At 64.3% G+C, this 14,042-nt stretch carries 11 protein-coding genes; 7 read left to right on the forward strand and 4 right to left on the reverse strand.

Annotation, left to right across the window (positions count from 1 at the left end; all coding sequences use genetic code 11):
* Positions 1-57 precede the first annotated feature (57 nt).
* From AC1MFL_RS00860 to AC1MFL_RS00880, 5 genes are all read left to right on the forward strand, one after another.
* Positions 58-1,017, forward strand: a complete 960-nt coding sequence (locus AC1MFL_RS00860) for an alpha/beta hydrolase (RefSeq protein ID WP_479812679.1) — start codon at positions 58-60, stop codon at positions 1,015-1,017.
* A 254-nt stretch (positions 1,018-1,271) separates the two neighbouring features.
* Positions 1,272-3,068, forward strand: coding sequence for an FAD-dependent oxidoreductase (locus AC1MFL_RS00865; RefSeq protein WP_479812681.1), 1,797 nt, complete (start codon positions 1,272-1,274; stop codon positions 3,066-3,068).
* A 2-nt stretch (positions 3,069-3,070) separates the two neighbouring features.
* Positions 3,071-4,147, forward strand: coding sequence for a maleylacetate reductase (locus AC1MFL_RS00870; protein WP_479812683.1), 1,077 nt, complete (start codon positions 3,071-3,073; stop codon positions 4,145-4,147).
* A gap of 58 nt (positions 4,148-4,205) precedes the next feature.
* Positions 4,206-5,117, forward strand: a complete 912-nt coding sequence (locus tag AC1MFL_RS00875) for a dioxygenase family protein (protein WP_479812685.1) — start codon at positions 4,206-4,208, stop codon at positions 5,115-5,117.
* Between the two features lie 10 nt (positions 5,118-5,127).
* Positions 5,128-5,826 carry a molybdate ABC transporter substrate-binding protein gene (locus tag AC1MFL_RS00880; protein ID WP_479812687.1) on the forward strand — a complete coding sequence of 233 codons (699 nt, stop codon included), beginning with the start codon at positions 5,128-5,130 and terminating at the stop codon, positions 5,824-5,826.
* Positions 5,827-6,923: 1,097 nt separating this feature from the next.
* On the opposite strand, the gene AC1MFL_RS00885 is transcribed toward AC1MFL_RS00880, so the two are convergent.
* The 3 genes from AC1MFL_RS00885 to AC1MFL_RS00895 form a co-directional block, all read right to left on the reverse strand.
* Complete coding sequence (locus tag AC1MFL_RS00885; protein ID WP_479812688.1) at positions 6,924-7,136, reverse strand: hypothetical protein; 213 nt, start codon at positions 7,134-7,136, stop codon at positions 6,924-6,926.
* A 528-nt stretch (positions 7,137-7,664) separates the two neighbouring features.
* Positions 7,665-8,864: a thiolase family protein gene (locus AC1MFL_RS00890; RefSeq protein WP_479812690.1), complete on the reverse strand. Its 1,200-nt coding sequence runs from the start codon at positions 8,862-8,864 to the stop codon at positions 7,665-7,667.
* 128 nt (positions 8,865-8,992) lie between these two features.
* Positions 8,993-10,369 carry an NAD-dependent succinate-semialdehyde dehydrogenase gene (locus AC1MFL_RS00895; RefSeq protein ID WP_479812692.1) on the reverse strand — a complete coding sequence of 459 codons (1,377 nt, stop codon included), beginning with the start codon at positions 10,367-10,369 and terminating at the stop codon, positions 8,993-8,995.
* Positions 10,370-10,583: 214 nt separating this feature from the next.
* Here AC1MFL_RS00895 and AC1MFL_RS00900 point away from each other — a divergent pair, with 214 nt between their 5' ends.
* Together AC1MFL_RS00900 and AC1MFL_RS00905 are read left to right on the forward strand one after the other, a co-directional pair.
* Positions 10,584-11,345, forward strand: a complete 762-nt coding sequence (locus AC1MFL_RS00900; RefSeq protein WP_479812693.1) for an enoyl-CoA hydratase/isomerase family protein — start codon at positions 10,584-10,586, stop codon at positions 11,343-11,345.
* Positions 11,342-12,220, forward strand: coding sequence for a 3-hydroxyacyl-CoA dehydrogenase family protein (locus AC1MFL_RS00905; protein WP_479812695.1), 879 nt, complete (start codon positions 11,342-11,344; stop codon positions 12,218-12,220). Before AC1MFL_RS00900 ends, AC1MFL_RS00905 begins: the two co-directional genes overlap by 4 nt.
* 162 nt (positions 12,221-12,382) lie before the next feature.
* Here the strand turns inward: AC1MFL_RS00905 and AC1MFL_RS00910 are convergent, their stop codons facing one another.
* On the reverse strand, positions 12,383-14,026 hold the full coding sequence (locus tag AC1MFL_RS00910) for a flavin-containing monooxygenase (protein WP_479812697.1): 1,644 nt from the start codon (positions 14,024-14,026) through the stop codon (positions 12,383-12,385).
* Between the last annotated feature and the right edge of the window lie 16 nt (positions 14,027-14,042).

Below are 14,042 nucleotides of genomic sequence, written 5' to 3' on the forward strand. Positions count from 1 at the left end.
CGCTGTCATCCGTTCTGATCCAAACTCACCACGCCACATCTCAACGAGGAGAAACCCATGGCACTTGACGAAGCAACTACTGCGTTCCTGACAGGCATGGCACAGGCCGCCGGACCCGACGCCAAACCCATGTGGGAGCTGACCGCGACCGAAGCCCGCGCCGCCAGCAGCGGCCTGAAGAACTTCTACGGCCCCGGTCCCGACGTCCACGACACTGAAGACCAAACGCTTACCGGCTATGACGGCGGAACCTTCCAGGTCAGGGTCCTGGTACCCAACGAGAAGCCAAACGCCGTGCTCGTGTACCTGCACGGCGGCGGCTGGGTCCTCGAGGACATCGAGGGCTACGAAACCCTGGGCCGCCAGCTCGCCACGAAATCCGGCGCCGCCGTCGTCCTCGTGAACTATCGCAAGGCCCCCGAGCACCCGTTCCCGACGCCGGTCGAAGACGCCTGGACAGCACTGCAGTGGGCTGCCGAGAACGTTGATCGGATCGCCGGAGACCGCGTCCCGCTTTTCGTCGGCGGCGACAGCGCCGGTGGAAACCTCGCAGCCGTCACCACCATCCGCGCCCGGGACAACGGGGCTCCGGAGCTCGCCGGCCAGATTCTGCTTTACCCGGCCACGGACGCGGATTTCTCACGGGCTTCGTACCTTGAGCCGGAGAACCAGTCCTTCCTGACCACTGCTTTCATGAAGTGGTTCTGGAACCACTATGTGCCCGAACCGGCCCTCCGGACGCACCCCGAGGCATCCCCGCTAAAGACGGATTCGCTCGCCGACCTGGCACCTGCACTGGTGATCACCGCTGAGCACGACATTCTTCGCGACGAAGGCGAGGCCTACGCGGCACGTCTCGAAGGGTCCGGAGTCGACGTCGAACATCACCGTTGGCCGGGCCAGATGCACGCCTTCTTCTCCATGGTCAATGTCCTGCCGGCCAGCGCCGACGTGATGGACCTGGTGGCCGGTTCGATCAGGACCAGGGCCGCCGCCGCTGAAAGCGTTGCGGGCTGATCATGTTTGGCAGCGTCAGGATCAGGACATGTTCAACAGCACGGGACGGTCATTGGGGCTGGACGCCCTCGAAGTCCGCGCCGGTAACCATCACGGCACAGTTCAGCACGTGGCCGTCCGAACCGGCGGCGATCTCGTGTTCCCCCTGGGAAGGCCTTTACGACAACAGTGCCCACGACAGCCCGGCGCACGCCTAAGGCCCCCAACTCCATCAGCATCAACTTCCGGCCCTCAGGCCGCACCAAAGGAAAACAATGGTTATTTTCGATGACGGGGTTACCGAAACGGCTCTACCCGACGCGAACGTCGTCCACACGGACGTCCTGATCGTCGGGTCCGGCCCGGCCGGCTCCTCAGCCGCACTGTTCCTGTCCGAATTGGGCATACCGAACATCATGATCACCAAATACCGCTGGACGGCGAACACGCCCCGGGCGCACATCACCAACCAGCGCACCATGGAAATCTTCCGGGACATGGGAATCGAGGACCAGGTCCTGGCCGACGCCACACCCCACGAGATGATCGGCGACACCGTGTTCTGCACGTCGATTGCCGGCGAAGAAATCGGGCGGATCCTCAGCTGGGGAACGCATCCGGCACGACATGCCGACTACGAACTGGCATCCCCGTCACTAAACTGCGACATCCCCCAGACGTACCTCGAACCGATCCTGCTGAAGAACGCAACGGTGCGGGGCACACAGACACAGCTCTCCACCGAGTACGTCTCGCACACCCAGGACGCCGACGGCGTCAGCGTACGGGTGCTGAACCGGCTCACCGGGACCGAATACACCATCCGGGCCAAGTACCTGATCGGCGCCGACGGCGCCCGCTCCAAAGTTGCCGCGGACATTGGACTGCCCTACGAGGGCCAAATGGACATCGCCGGCTCAATGAACATCACCTTCAAAGCGGACATCGCCGCGCTGGTGGGCCACCGGCCCTCGGTGCTGTACTGGGTGGTCCAGCCCGGATCCAACATCGGCGGAATCGGCGCCGGCCTGGTGCGCATGGTCCGGCCATGGAACGAATGGCTGATCGTCTGGGGCTTCGACATCAACGAGGAGCCGCCGGCCGTGACCGACGACTCCGCGACCCAGATCGTCCGGAACCTGATCGGCGTCCCGGACCTCGACGTCGAGATCACCGGAACCTCCCTGTGGGGAAACAACGAGCAGTACGCCACCCGGCTGCAATCCGGACGCGTCTTCTGCGCCGGGGACGCCGTGCACAAGCACCCGCCGAGCAACGGTCTCGGCTCCAACACCTCCATCCAGGACTCCTATAATCTGGCCTGGAAGATTGCCGCGGTCCTCAAGGGCCAGGCCGGCGAGACACTCCTTGACACGTACACTGTCGAGCGGGCCCCTGTGGCGAAACAGATCGTCACCCGCGCCAACCAGTCCGGGCGGGAATTCGGCCAGCTCTTCGAAGCCCTCGGGATCGACAAGGCAGAGAGCACCGAAGAGATGCACGCCCTGATCGAGGCCCGCAAAGACAACACCGCCGAAGGCGCCGCCAAACGCCAGGCCATTCAGGCCGCGATGGAGATCAAGAACTACGAGTTCAACGCCCACGGCGTGGAACTCGGCCAGCACTACGACTCCTCCGCGATCGTCGGCGACGGAACCACCAAGCCCGAGCCCACCCGGGATCCGGAGCTGTACTACGAAGCATCGACCCATCCGGGCGGCCGACTCCCCCACGCCTGGGTGGGCGACAGCAGCCGCAAGCTATCCACCCACGATCTCGCCCGCTACGGCCAGTTCACACTCTTCACCGGGAACACGGGTGAGGACTGGAGCACTGCTGCGCAGAAGGTCAGCGACCGGCTCGGCGTCACCGTCGGCTCCGTTGTCATCGGCCCGGGCCAGGAAGTCACCGACCTGTACTTCGACTGGGCGAAACTGCGTGGAGTGGCCGAAGATGGTGCCGTGCTGGTCCGTCCGGACAAGCACGTCGGCTGGCGCGCAGACCGCCTGCCGGACGATCCGGAAGGCGCCCTCTACGGGGCCGTCGCCGCAATCCTGAACCGGGAGAACTGACCATGAGCCTGACTTTTGACCACGTGACATTGGGCCAGCGGGTGCTGTTCGGCACCGGGAAGGCCGCGGCGAACCTCGCCGCGGAAGCGGCCCGACTGGGCGCGCAGCGCGTCATGGTGATCGCCTCGGACCGCGAGACGGAAATGGCCCGCACCGTCGCGGCCGACATCGAGGTGGCACTCTGGCACCACGACGTGATCATGCACGTCCCGATAGAGGTCGCCGCGAAAGCCCGCGCCACCGCGGCGGCGGCCGACATCGACCTGCTGGTGTGTATCGGCGGCGGTTCGACGACGGGACTGGCCAAGGCGATAGCGATGACTTCCCGCTTGCCCATCGTCGCCGTGCCCACCACCTACGCCGGCTCAGAAGCGACCAACGTGTGGGGCCTGACCGAAGCATCCCGGAAAACCACCGGCGTGGACGACGCCGTCCTGCCCGTCACGGTCATCTACGACGCAGCACTGACACTGTCCCTGCCCGTGGACATGTCCGTGGCCTCCGGCCTGAACGGTGTGGCCCACTGCATCGACTCGATGTGGGGCCCCCGTATGGACCCAATCAACGCCGCCCTCGGCGCCGAAGGCATCCGCGCCCTCAGTTCCGGCCTGCCGCTCATCACCGCCGACCCCTCCGGAACCGAGGGCCGCGAACAGGCTCTCTACGGCGCCTACCTCGCCGCGGTCGCGTTCGCCTCCGCCGGATCCGGGCTGCACCACAAGATCTGCCACGTCCTGGGAGGCACCTTCAACCTCCCCCACGCACAGACCCACGCCACGGTGCTCCCCTACGTCCTGGCGTTCAACGCCCCCGCAGCGCCCGACGCCGAAGCCCGCATCGCCGCAGCCTTCGGCACCATCGACGCACTGACCGGGCTCCAGGAACTCCGCAAACGTCTCGACGCCCCCACGGCACTGGCCGACTACGGCTTCACCGCCGACGGGATCGCCGAAGCCGTCGCCATCATCCTCCCCGCCGTCCCGGCGTCCAACCCGCGCCCCGCCATCCCCGAAAACCTCACCCGTCTCCTCCAGGCAGCCCTCACCGGCGAAGACCCCCGGGCCCTTCTGGAACTCTGACCCGGCCACTGCCCGTCCAACAACGCACGCTTTTCCACAAGACGCAGGAGTACAGCGCATGTCTGAAACCACCACTGCCGGGGCCACCATCAGCCCGGAACAGGCCCTCGTAGAACAAAAACTCGTGGACACCGTCGTCGCGTCCTTCGACAAAACCGAAGACCCCCGCCTGAAGCAGCTCGTGCAGGCCCTGACCCGGCACCTGCACAACTTCGTCCGCGAAGTCCGCCTCACCGAGGACGAATGGAACACCGGGATCGAGTTCCTCACCGCGGCCGGCCACATCACCGACGACAAACGACAGGAATTCATCCTCCTCTCCGACGTCCTTGGCCTGTCCATGCAGACCATCGCCATCAACAACCAGGCCTACAAAGGCGCCACCGAAGCCACCGTCTTCGGGCCGTTCTTCGTCGACGATGCCCCCGAAATCCCCCGCGGCGGCGACATCGCCGGCGGCGCTGCCGGCCAGCCCTGCTGGGTCGAAGGCACCATCACCGACACCAGCGGAAACCCCGTCCCGGGCGCCCGGATCGAAGTCTGGGAAGCCGACGAGGACGGCTTCTACGATGTCCAATACACCGATGCCCGCGTCGCCGGACGTGCCCGCCTGTTCGCCGACGACAACGGTAGATACTCTTTCTGGGGACTCACGCCGACCCCGTACCCGATCCCACACGACGGGCCGGTAGGCAAGTTGCTCGAGGCCGCCGGCCGCTCACCCGTCCGGGCCTCCCATCTGCACTTCATGGTCGACGCCCCCGGCCTGCGGACCCTGGTAACACACATCTTTGTCGAAGGAGACCCGCAGATCGAGATCGGTGACTCCGTGTTCGGGGTCAAGGACTCGCTGATCAAACGCTTTGAAACCCTGGCCGCCGGCACACCCACCCCCGACGGCCGCGACCTTGGCAACCAGGCCTGGGCCCGCACCCGCTTCGACGTCATCCTCGCCCCCGCCGAGGCCTGAGGAGCAACAAGTGACCCCACGGCCTGCCCTCACCCTGTTCTGCGCCATGGCCCTCAGGGGCGCGGTCAACGACTCCATCCTGCCCGCGTTCACCCGGGACACCGGCATATTCGTGGACGCCCATTTCGCCCCGACCAGGACGCTGATCCAGAAGATCACCGCCGACGCACACTTCGACGTGATCATCGGCATCGACGCCTCACTGAAAGCGCTCAGCGACGCCAGGACCGTCGATGCCAGGACGCTGACGCCACTGGCCGAGGCCGGGATTGGCATCGCTGTCGCCCCCGGCGCCAAGATTCCGGACGTTTCCACGGTCGAAGCACTCACCAGTGCGCTGACGGCAGCCCGTTCCGTGGCCTATTCACGCAACAGTCCCAGCGGCATCTACTTTGCACAGCTGCTGCAGGACCTGAGCATCGCCGAACAGGTCCACGAATACGCCACCGTCGTCGATCAGGGCTTCACCGCCGAAGCGCTGCTGGACGGCCGCGCCGACCTTGCACTGCAGCAGATGAGCGAACTCATCTGCTTCCCGGAGGCCGAAATTGCTGGCCCCCTTCCAGCCGACGTCCAGCACTACACGGCGTTCTCCGCCGGGGTCGCTCTCCAGACTAAGAACAGTCCCGGTTCCGGCTCACTGATCAGGCTCTTGAGTACAAAGGTTGCGCATGCCGCCTACAGCGGTGCCGGCCTCGAACCAAGCTAATTCCGCGGCCATTGGTGCCGCCAAACGGCAGGTGTCTAAAACCAGGCTGGCGATCTTGCCTGGATCCATATCGTTCCAGTCGTCAGCCGCATGAACCTCTCATTTCCTTCACCGAATTCAGCAGCGTCGTCACCTTGCACGGGACCAACTGATAGACATTGCGACGCACTTGGGCGGCGCCGTCACGGGCGCTTGGCGCACGGCCGCTCGATCGTTACAGTCGGCAGGCGAACTCCAGGTGGCCCGGAAGCTCCTGACATACGGTCCAAGTGACATTTTGACGTGGCATGATCCGGACCTTCAGCTGCGTTTCGACGTACACTACCAGCTCTCAGATCCTGCCCAAGTGATCCCCGGGGTCGAACTGCTTCGCAGGCGCCTGAAGAAGCGAGATTTCGACAGTTACAACAAGCTTCTTCAAAGAATCTGTACGGCGTTCGCCGCCAGAGGAGTCCTGCCCACCCAGGGACAGCGAGACCATCTCCTCAAGGAGGTGATTATCGCCCCTCGAAGGCATCATGAACTCATCGACGTGAGAACGTCTGATTTGCTGGCCGACCTTGCCCGGGCTTTGGGCTTTGGGCTTTGGAAGTGAAGAAAAGGCTTGGAAGGACCAATCTGCTTATAGGACGAGGTCCCGTAACCCCTGACACCCGGTTGTAGCTCCAATTTCAACGTCGTGGCCGATATGCCCGGGGCGATCGGCCATATGACCCCGGTCTTTCCATGTTGGCTTCTGCTTTGCTGACCGGGAAGACTACAGGAGCCTATCCAAATACGCCTAATTGACCCGCTATTACCTCTGAGAATTGTCCTCAGTGGCGGAAATGATGGGCTGGGGGTGGATCTCGACGTAGGCCAGGCTTGAATGATCATCCATGGCAACGTAGACGGAGCCGTTACCGACGCCGCCGCATCTGACGGCTTCCCTGAGGCCGTGGACTCTCCAGCACAGCACGAAGGGGCTGCCCTCATGCTGGAAATCGGCGACCACCTTGGCGGAGCTATCTCCTTTTCGAGCAGATTATGGAGAAGAGAGCAGCCACCGGCATGACCGACAGTCCGGCCTTCCACGAAGTAAACGCGGCGAAGCCCCGTTACCGCACCTCACATTGTGGAACTCCGCCCCTTAAGCCGGCGGCATGGTCGACATCATTCCACGAGCCTTCGGTATGCCAAGGAGTCAACCAAACCGAGGGCAGTTCCGGATTCAGGGGCTGGCCGTTGGTGGTCACATCTGTCTGGCGTTGCTCGACGTAGTCGTGCTTGCTCAACATGAGCTTTGAGATCACCGAGCTGTATTTGCCCATGAGGCTCCTGCCGACGAGCCTGTACTCCTGCTCCGTCATGACCGCTTCAAAGATGTCCGAAAATTCCCGGCCTAAAGGAGTGCCGAGACCATTCCACCACTCCCCCGCCCATCAGACTCGCCAGGCAGGGGCGCCACGAAGTCGATGCTGGTGTTGCCGTGGGTCTTGAGTCCCTGTGCGCCCTTGCCGAAATGTCTGCTGAAGCCTACGAGGGCTTGCAGCCTGAGTTCCGTACTGTGCCGCATGGACAACCTGGTCGGAGATCCACACCATCGTCACGCGCCAGAAAACCGCGTTGCCGGTCCTGCCCTCCAGCATCGCTGCATCCCTCCGCCGGATCGCGGACGGCGTGGCCCAAACCATCAAACGGCACTCCGGGGGGCCTCGGTATCGAACCTGTCGAGGCTGTGTAGGCGGACCTAGTTGTGGGAATTACACCTAGTGTCACAGTATGGCCCTAGGTCTTCGGCAGCCGCGCTACGACCCTAGCCAACGTCCGCCGGCAACGTGGACACGACGTACGGGCGCTCAGCTCTTCGCGCCGGCGGTGACGTTTTCGAGGACGATGGCGAGGCCCTGGCCGACGCCGATGCAGATCGCGGCGACGCCCCAGCGCTGCCCGGTGGCCTGCAGGGACCGGGCCAGGGTGCCGAGGATGCGGGCGCCGGAGGCGCCGAGGGGGTGGCCCATCGCGATGGCGCCGCCGTGCCGGTTCACGATGGAGGGGTCGATGCCCCAGGCGGTGATGCAGGCCAGGGACTGCGCGGCGAAGGCCTCGTTGAGTTCGACGGCGCCGACCTGGTCCCAGCCGATCCCGGCCTTGGCCAGGGCCTTGTTCGCCGCTTCCACGGGGGCGTAGCCGAAGTACTGCGGGTCGTTGGCGTGCGCGCCGCGCCCGGCGATGCGGGCCAGCGGGTCCGTGCCCAGCAGGGCTGCGGCGTTTTCGGAGCCGAGCCAGGCCGCGGAGGCGCCGTCCGAGAGCGGGGAGGCGTTCCCTGCGGTGACGGTGCCGTTGTCGGTCCGGAACACCGTCTTCAGGCCGGCGAGTTTGGCGGCGGAGGACCCGGGGCGGATGCCTTCGTCCCGGACCAGGTCCGTGCCGGGGACGACGGTGACGAGCCGGTCGTAGAAGCCCTCGTCCCAGGCTGCCTCGGCGAGGTTGTGGGAGGCCGCGGAGAACTCGTCCTGCGCCTGGCGGGTGATGGCGTATTTGTCGGCGAGCCGTTCGGTGGCTTCGCCCAGGGACACGGTCCAGTCCGGGTCCATGGCCGGGTTCACCAGGCGCCAGCCCAGGGTGGTGGAGACCAGGGTCATGTCCCCGGCCGGGTAGGGCTTCTCGGTTTTGGGCAGCACCCAGGGGGCCCGGGACATCGATTCGGCCCCGCCGATGAGCATCAGGTCCGCGTCTCCGGTGTTGATCTGCCGGGACGCGATGATCGCCGCGTCCAGCGAGGACCCGCACAGCCGGTTGACCGTGGTGCCGGGGATTGAGACCGGCAGGCCCGCGAGGAGGGTGCCCATCCGGGCGATGTTGCGGTTCTCCTCGCCCGCGCCGTTGGCGTTGCCGAACACCACCTCATCGATCCGCTCAACATCCAGGCCCGGGGCGCGCCTCACGGCCTCGCCGATCACATGCGCGGCAAGGTCATCCGGGCGGACCCCGGCGAGCCCACCGCCGAACTTCCCGAACGGGGTCCGGACGGCATCGTAAATAAAAGCGTGGTTCATTACTTCCTCTAAAGTCTGTCGGGCACAACCAAGCAGCAGCCGGGCCGTTTGAGAACTCAAAACGGCCCTTGCTGCCAGCTATGCGGGGCCGCTGGCGGCTTCTACCAGCGGCAGCGATCCGGGCGGGTCTAGGCTGACGGGATCCGGATGAGCTTCTTGTTGGCGAATTCGTTGATTCCGTATTGCGCCAGTTCACGTCCAACGCCGGAACGCTTCACCCCGCCGAACGGCAGGTCCGGGGCGCTTCGGCTGATGCTGTTGATCCAGACCGCCCCGGTTTCGAGCTGTTCGGCAAGCTCCTGTGCGACCTTGACGTCGGCGGTGTAGATGGAGCTTGAGAGGCCGAAGGGTGAGTCGTTGGCCAGGTCAATGGCAGCTTGGGCAGAGTCCACCCGGTAAACCACAGCCGCCGGGCCGAAGATCTCTTCCGAGTATGCCCGCATTTCGGGCGTCACACCGGTCAGGACCGTTGCGGGGTAATAGGCGCCTGATTCGTTAGGTGCGCCCCCGCCCGTGACAGCTGTCGCTCCCTTGGAGACGGCGTCCTGGACCAGTTCCGTAATGTCGTCCACGGAGGCCCGGGAAGACAGCGGCCCGAAGGTCGTCTTCTCATCGGTCGGATCGCCCGGCGCGATCTTGGCCATGGCGTCGGTGTAGCGGCGAAGGAATTCGTCGTAGATGTCCCCGACGATGATGAAGCGCTTGGAGGCTGTACAGGCCTGGCCGCCGTTGTACATCCGGCCCGCCACGGCGCCGGCAACGGCCTTGTCCAGATCAGCATCCGGCAGCACGATGAACGGGTCGGAGCCGCCCAGCTCCAGCACATACTTCTTCATATGGCGTCCGGCGACCTCCGCTACGGCGGATCCGGCCTTTTCGGAGCCGGTCAGGGAGACGCCCTGTACCCGCGGGTCTGCGATCATGGTTGCGATCTGACCGCTGGTGACGAACGCATTGATGTAGACGTCCGCGGGCAGCCCGGCATCCCGGAATACCGATTCGATGGCCAGCGCCGACTGCGGGCAGTTGCGTGAGTGCTTAAGGATCACGGAGTTGCCCAGCGCGATGTTGGGGGCGGCGAAACGGGCGACCTGGTAGTAGGGGAAGTTCCAGGGCATGATGCCGACAAGTGGCCCGATGGGTTCGGTGCGGACGACGGCTGAACCTGGGCCGCTGATGTCCAGGGGTTCATCCCTGAGGAAGCGCTCGGCGTTATCCGCGTAGTAGGCGTAGATCGAGGCCACAAGGGCAACTTCGCCACGGGCCTCGGCGATGGGCTTGCCCACCTCAAGGGTCAGCAGAGCTGCGAGTTCCTCGGACCGTTCGCGGGTAAGTTCGGCGACGCGGGTCAGGACCGCCGCGCGTTCGGCCAGCGGAGTGGAGCGCCAGGAACGGTATTCAGTGAAGGAGCGCTTGAGCACATCCTGGACTTCCTCGTTGGTGAGGGTCGGGAACTCGGCAACGCGTTCTCCGGTTGCCGGGTTGATGGTTGCGTAGTTGCTCATGGCCGAATCTCTTTCTGGTGGTGCGTCCTTGGTCTTAGCAATCACGATCCCAGCTTCCGCCTATGCAGTCCAATACTTATTCTCAGCTTGATCAATGTTGGTTCTGAATCAATGGCGGCTTGCCCGGCCGCAGTCTCAGTTATTATGATTTTGCAATAATATGGCTCCCATTAGGTATTGGACTCTGGGTAATTGGCGATGCGAAGGTGGGCTGGTGAAGACCATCAAGATCCACGATGCGGGCGCGACCGTCCATGTCGAGCTCAATAGACCTGAAGTCCGCAACGCCATCGACCAGCACATGGTCGATGAGTTGCATTCCGTCTGCGCGGATTTGGAGCGGAAGCCCAGAATCCTCATCCTTTCCGGGACGCAGCTTCCCTCCGGCGGTATCTTTGCCTCCGGGGCTGACATCGCCCAGCTCCGCGAACGGCGCCGTGACGACGCACTGGCCGGCATCAATTCCGGCCTCTTCCAGAGAATTTCCAGGCTGCCGATGCCTGTGATCGCCGCGGTTGACGGGTTTGCTCTCGGCGGCGGCGCCGAACTGGCCTACGCAGCGGACTTCCGGATTGCCACGCCACGGGCAAGAATCGGCAATCCCGAAACAGGCCTGGGTATTCTCGCTGCCGCCGGCGCAGGCTGGCGCCTCGTGGAACTCGTGGGCGAGCCCCTGGCGAAGGAAATACTGCTCAGCGGGAAGGTGCTCGACGGCGCAGCGGCGCTGGCTGTTCGGCTCGTCACCGAACTACATGACCCAGACCAGCTCATCCCGGCAGCTTTTGCCCTTGCAGCGCGGATCCAAACCCAGGATCCGCTTGCTGTCCGTCTCACCAAGAGTGTCCTGCAGGCACCACGATCCGCACACCCGGCCATCGACGAACTCGCCCAAGGCATCCTCTTTGAATCGGAAGCAAAGTTTGAGCGGATGCAGGCGTTTCTGGACCGGAAAAACCACAAAGGAACCAGCAAATGACCATCTCCACTTCCCTGACCGAAGCCCCCGGCATCCCCGAGAGGGTAGGTGTTCTCGGCGGAGGCCGGATGGGCGCCGGCATCGCCCACGCCTTCCTTGTTTCCGGAGCGGAGGTGACCGTCGTCGAACGTGACGCGGCAGCCGCCGCCGCCGCCCTCGACCGCGTCACTGGAACACTCGCCAGGGCCATTGAGAAATCTTCTGTAACGGAGGATCTGGGCTCGCTGCTCGGCCGCTTCGCAGTCTCGACGGACGCCATCGACTTCGGCAGCGCCGGTCTGGTCGTCGAAGCCGTCCCGGAGGACTTCAATCTGAAGCAGTCCGCATTGCTCAATGTTGAGCGCCACCTCGGCGCGGATGCCTGGATCGCCACCAACACCTCCTCACTGTCGGTCACCAAGCTGGCTGCCACTCTCGGCAGGCCGGAGCGGCTCTGCGGGCTGCACTTCTTCAACCCGGTGCCGGCGTCAACGCTCGTGGAAGTCGTCCTTGGCCCCCAGTCGGCCCCCGAACTAGCCAACGCCGCCACCGGCTGGGTCCGCGGACTCGGCAAGACGCCCATCGTGGTGAACGACGCTCCTGGCTTCGCGAGTTCGCGGCTGGGCGTTGCACTGGCACTGGAGGCCATGCGGATGCTCGAAGAGGGCGTCGCCAGCGCGCAGGATATCGACACCGCCATGGAACTTGGCTACCGGCACGCCTCTGGACCCCTGCGGACCACGGACATCGTCGGACTGGACGTCCGCCTTGGAATCTCCGAATACCTGCACGAAACGCTCGGCGAACGCTTCGCCCCGCCGCAGATCCTCCGCGACATGGTGGCCCGCGGCGAACTGGGACGCAAGTCCGGCAAAGGCTTCTTCGACTACTCCTAATTAGGCGGCCCGAGTGTGGGAGGCAAGCGTTCGTTGGCTTGCCTCCCTTTCTTGACGCACGGGACGCTGCAAGGGCGCCCCAATACGGTTTGCGGCCAACGCGCAACGACGGCTGCCACATCCCGAAGGAGTGGCAGCCGCCGTTTTGGCGTTTGACGCTCGCTACTTCGCCGGAGCGAGCACCTTCAGCTCGAAGCCTTCGTAGCCGGCTTCGCGGACTTCGGCGAGCTTGTTCCGGTAGTTGCCGAGGCCTCCGAGGTAGAACATGACGGTCTTCGTCTTTCCCGGGATGTTGGCGCCGAAGATCCAGGAGTCGGCCTTCGGGAAGAGCGTCATGTCAGCGATTTCTTGGCAGGTCAGGGTCCAAGCTGCTTCGGCTTCAGCGGTGGGCTCCACGGAGGCAACCTGTCCGGTTTCGGCGTCGTTGATCAGCTGGGAGATCCACTCGACCTGGGCCTCGATGCTCGGCGGCAGGTTGGTGAAGGGGCCATTGGGGCCGAGGATCATGAACATGTTCGGGAATCCTGCTGTGGTGACGCCGAGGTAGCTGGTGGGCCCATGCTCCCAGTGCTGCTGGATGGTCTCGCCGCCGCGGCCCCGGAGGTCGATCCGGGTGTAGTTTCCGTCCACGGCGTCGAAGCCTGTGGCGAAGATCAGGACATCGAGCTCGTGCTCCTCGCCGTCCGAGGTCCTGATGCCCGTGGGCGTCAGTTCGACGATCGGTGTCTCCTTGACTGACACCAGCTCGACGTTGTCCCGGTTGAATGTGGCGTAGTAGCCGCTGTCGCACAGGGGGCGCTTGGCGTAAAGGTCGGTCGGAGTGAGCTTGCGGGCCGTCTCCGGGTCCGTGACGATCTCGGCGATCTTGCCGCGGACGAATGCTGCGGCGGCCTCGTTGGCGTCCCGGTCCGTGGCAATGTCGCCGAAGGTGTTGAACATAAAGCGGAATCCTCCGCCGGTTTCCCACGCCTTCTGGAAGACAGCCTGCCGCTCCGTTGCGGAGACGCTCATAGCGGGAACGGTGCTTTCCTCGAACCCGAAGGCGACGCCGGAACCCCGGACCTGTTCCCAAATCTTGCTGTAATCCTTCTTAACGGATGCCACGTATTCCGGCGTGACAGTGGTGTTGCCGACCGGGACGCTGTACTGCGGTGAACGCTGGAAGACGGTGAGGTGTCCGACTTTGGGTGCAATGGCGGTGATGATCTGCAGGCCGGTGGAGCCGGTGCCGATCACGCCGACGCGCTTGCCGGTCAGGTCCACGCCCTCAGGCCAGGCGCCGGAGTGGTAGATCTCGCCTTCGAAGGTGTCGATACCCGGAATGTTGGGAATATTGGTGGCCGAGAGCAGGCCGAGGCCGTTGACAATGTACTTCGCCGTGATGGTTTCGCCGGTGTCAGTGCCGATGGTCCAGCGGTTGGCCGAGTCGTCGTAGTGCGCGGAGGTGATACCGGTGTTGAGCTGAATATCCTTGCGCAGGTCATAGCGGTCCACAACGTGTTCGAGGTACTGGAGGATTTCCGGCTGGGTCACGTACTTGTGGGTCCAGTCCCACTCATTCAGCAGTTCGTCGTCGAATGAGTAGCGGTAGACATAGCTCTCGGTGTCCGACAGGGCGCCCGGGTACCGGTTCCAGTACCAGGTGCCGCCGACGCCGCCGGCGCGGTCAAAGGCGCGGACGTTGAGTCCGAGTTCATTGCGCAGCTTGTGCAGCATGTAGATGCCGCCAAATCCGGCGCCGACGACGACGGCGTCGAGTTCGGCGGGAGAGGTGGCGGGGGCAGTTTGCCCGTGGTTTTCAGCCATGATGGATACTCCTTTG

The sequence above is a fragment of the Arthrobacter sp. BG3 genome, assembly GCF_056680185.1.

What these genes read in the sequence shown, in the direction of transcription:
- AC1MFL_RS00860 (WP_479812679.1), top strand. Translation starts at nt 58, where the DNA reads ATGGCACTTGACGAAGCAACTACTGCGTTCCTGACAGGCATGGCACAG.
- AC1MFL_RS00865 (WP_479812681.1), top strand. Translation starts at nt 1,272, where the DNA reads ATGGTTATTTTCGATGACGGGGTTACCGAAACGGCTCTACCCGACGCG.
- AC1MFL_RS00870 (WP_479812683.1), top strand. Translation starts at nt 3,071, where the DNA reads ATGAGCCTGACTTTTGACCACGTGACATTGGGCCAGCGGGTGCTGTTC.
- AC1MFL_RS00875 (WP_479812685.1), top strand. Translation starts at nt 4,206, where the DNA reads ATGTCTGAAACCACCACTGCCGGGGCCACCATCAGCCCGGAACAGGCC.
- AC1MFL_RS00885 (WP_479812688.1), bottom strand. Translation starts at nt 7,136, where the DNA reads ATGGGCAAATACAGCTCGGTGATCTCAAAGCTCATGTTGAGCAAGCAC.
- AC1MFL_RS00890 (WP_479812690.1), bottom strand. Translation starts at nt 8,864, where the DNA reads ATGAACCACGCTTTTATTTACGATGCCGTCCGGACCCCGTTCGGGAAG.
- AC1MFL_RS00895 (WP_479812692.1), bottom strand. Translation starts at nt 10,369, where the DNA reads ATGAGCAACTACGCAACCATCAACCCGGCAACCGGAGAACGCGTTGCC.
- AC1MFL_RS00905 (WP_479812695.1), top strand. Translation starts at nt 11,342, where the DNA reads ATGACCATCTCCACTTCCCTGACCGAAGCCCCCGGCATCCCCGAGAGG.
- AC1MFL_RS00910 (WP_479812697.1), bottom strand. Translation starts at nt 14,026, where the DNA reads ATGGCTGAAAACCACGGGCAAACTGCCCCCGCCACCTCTCCCGCCGAA.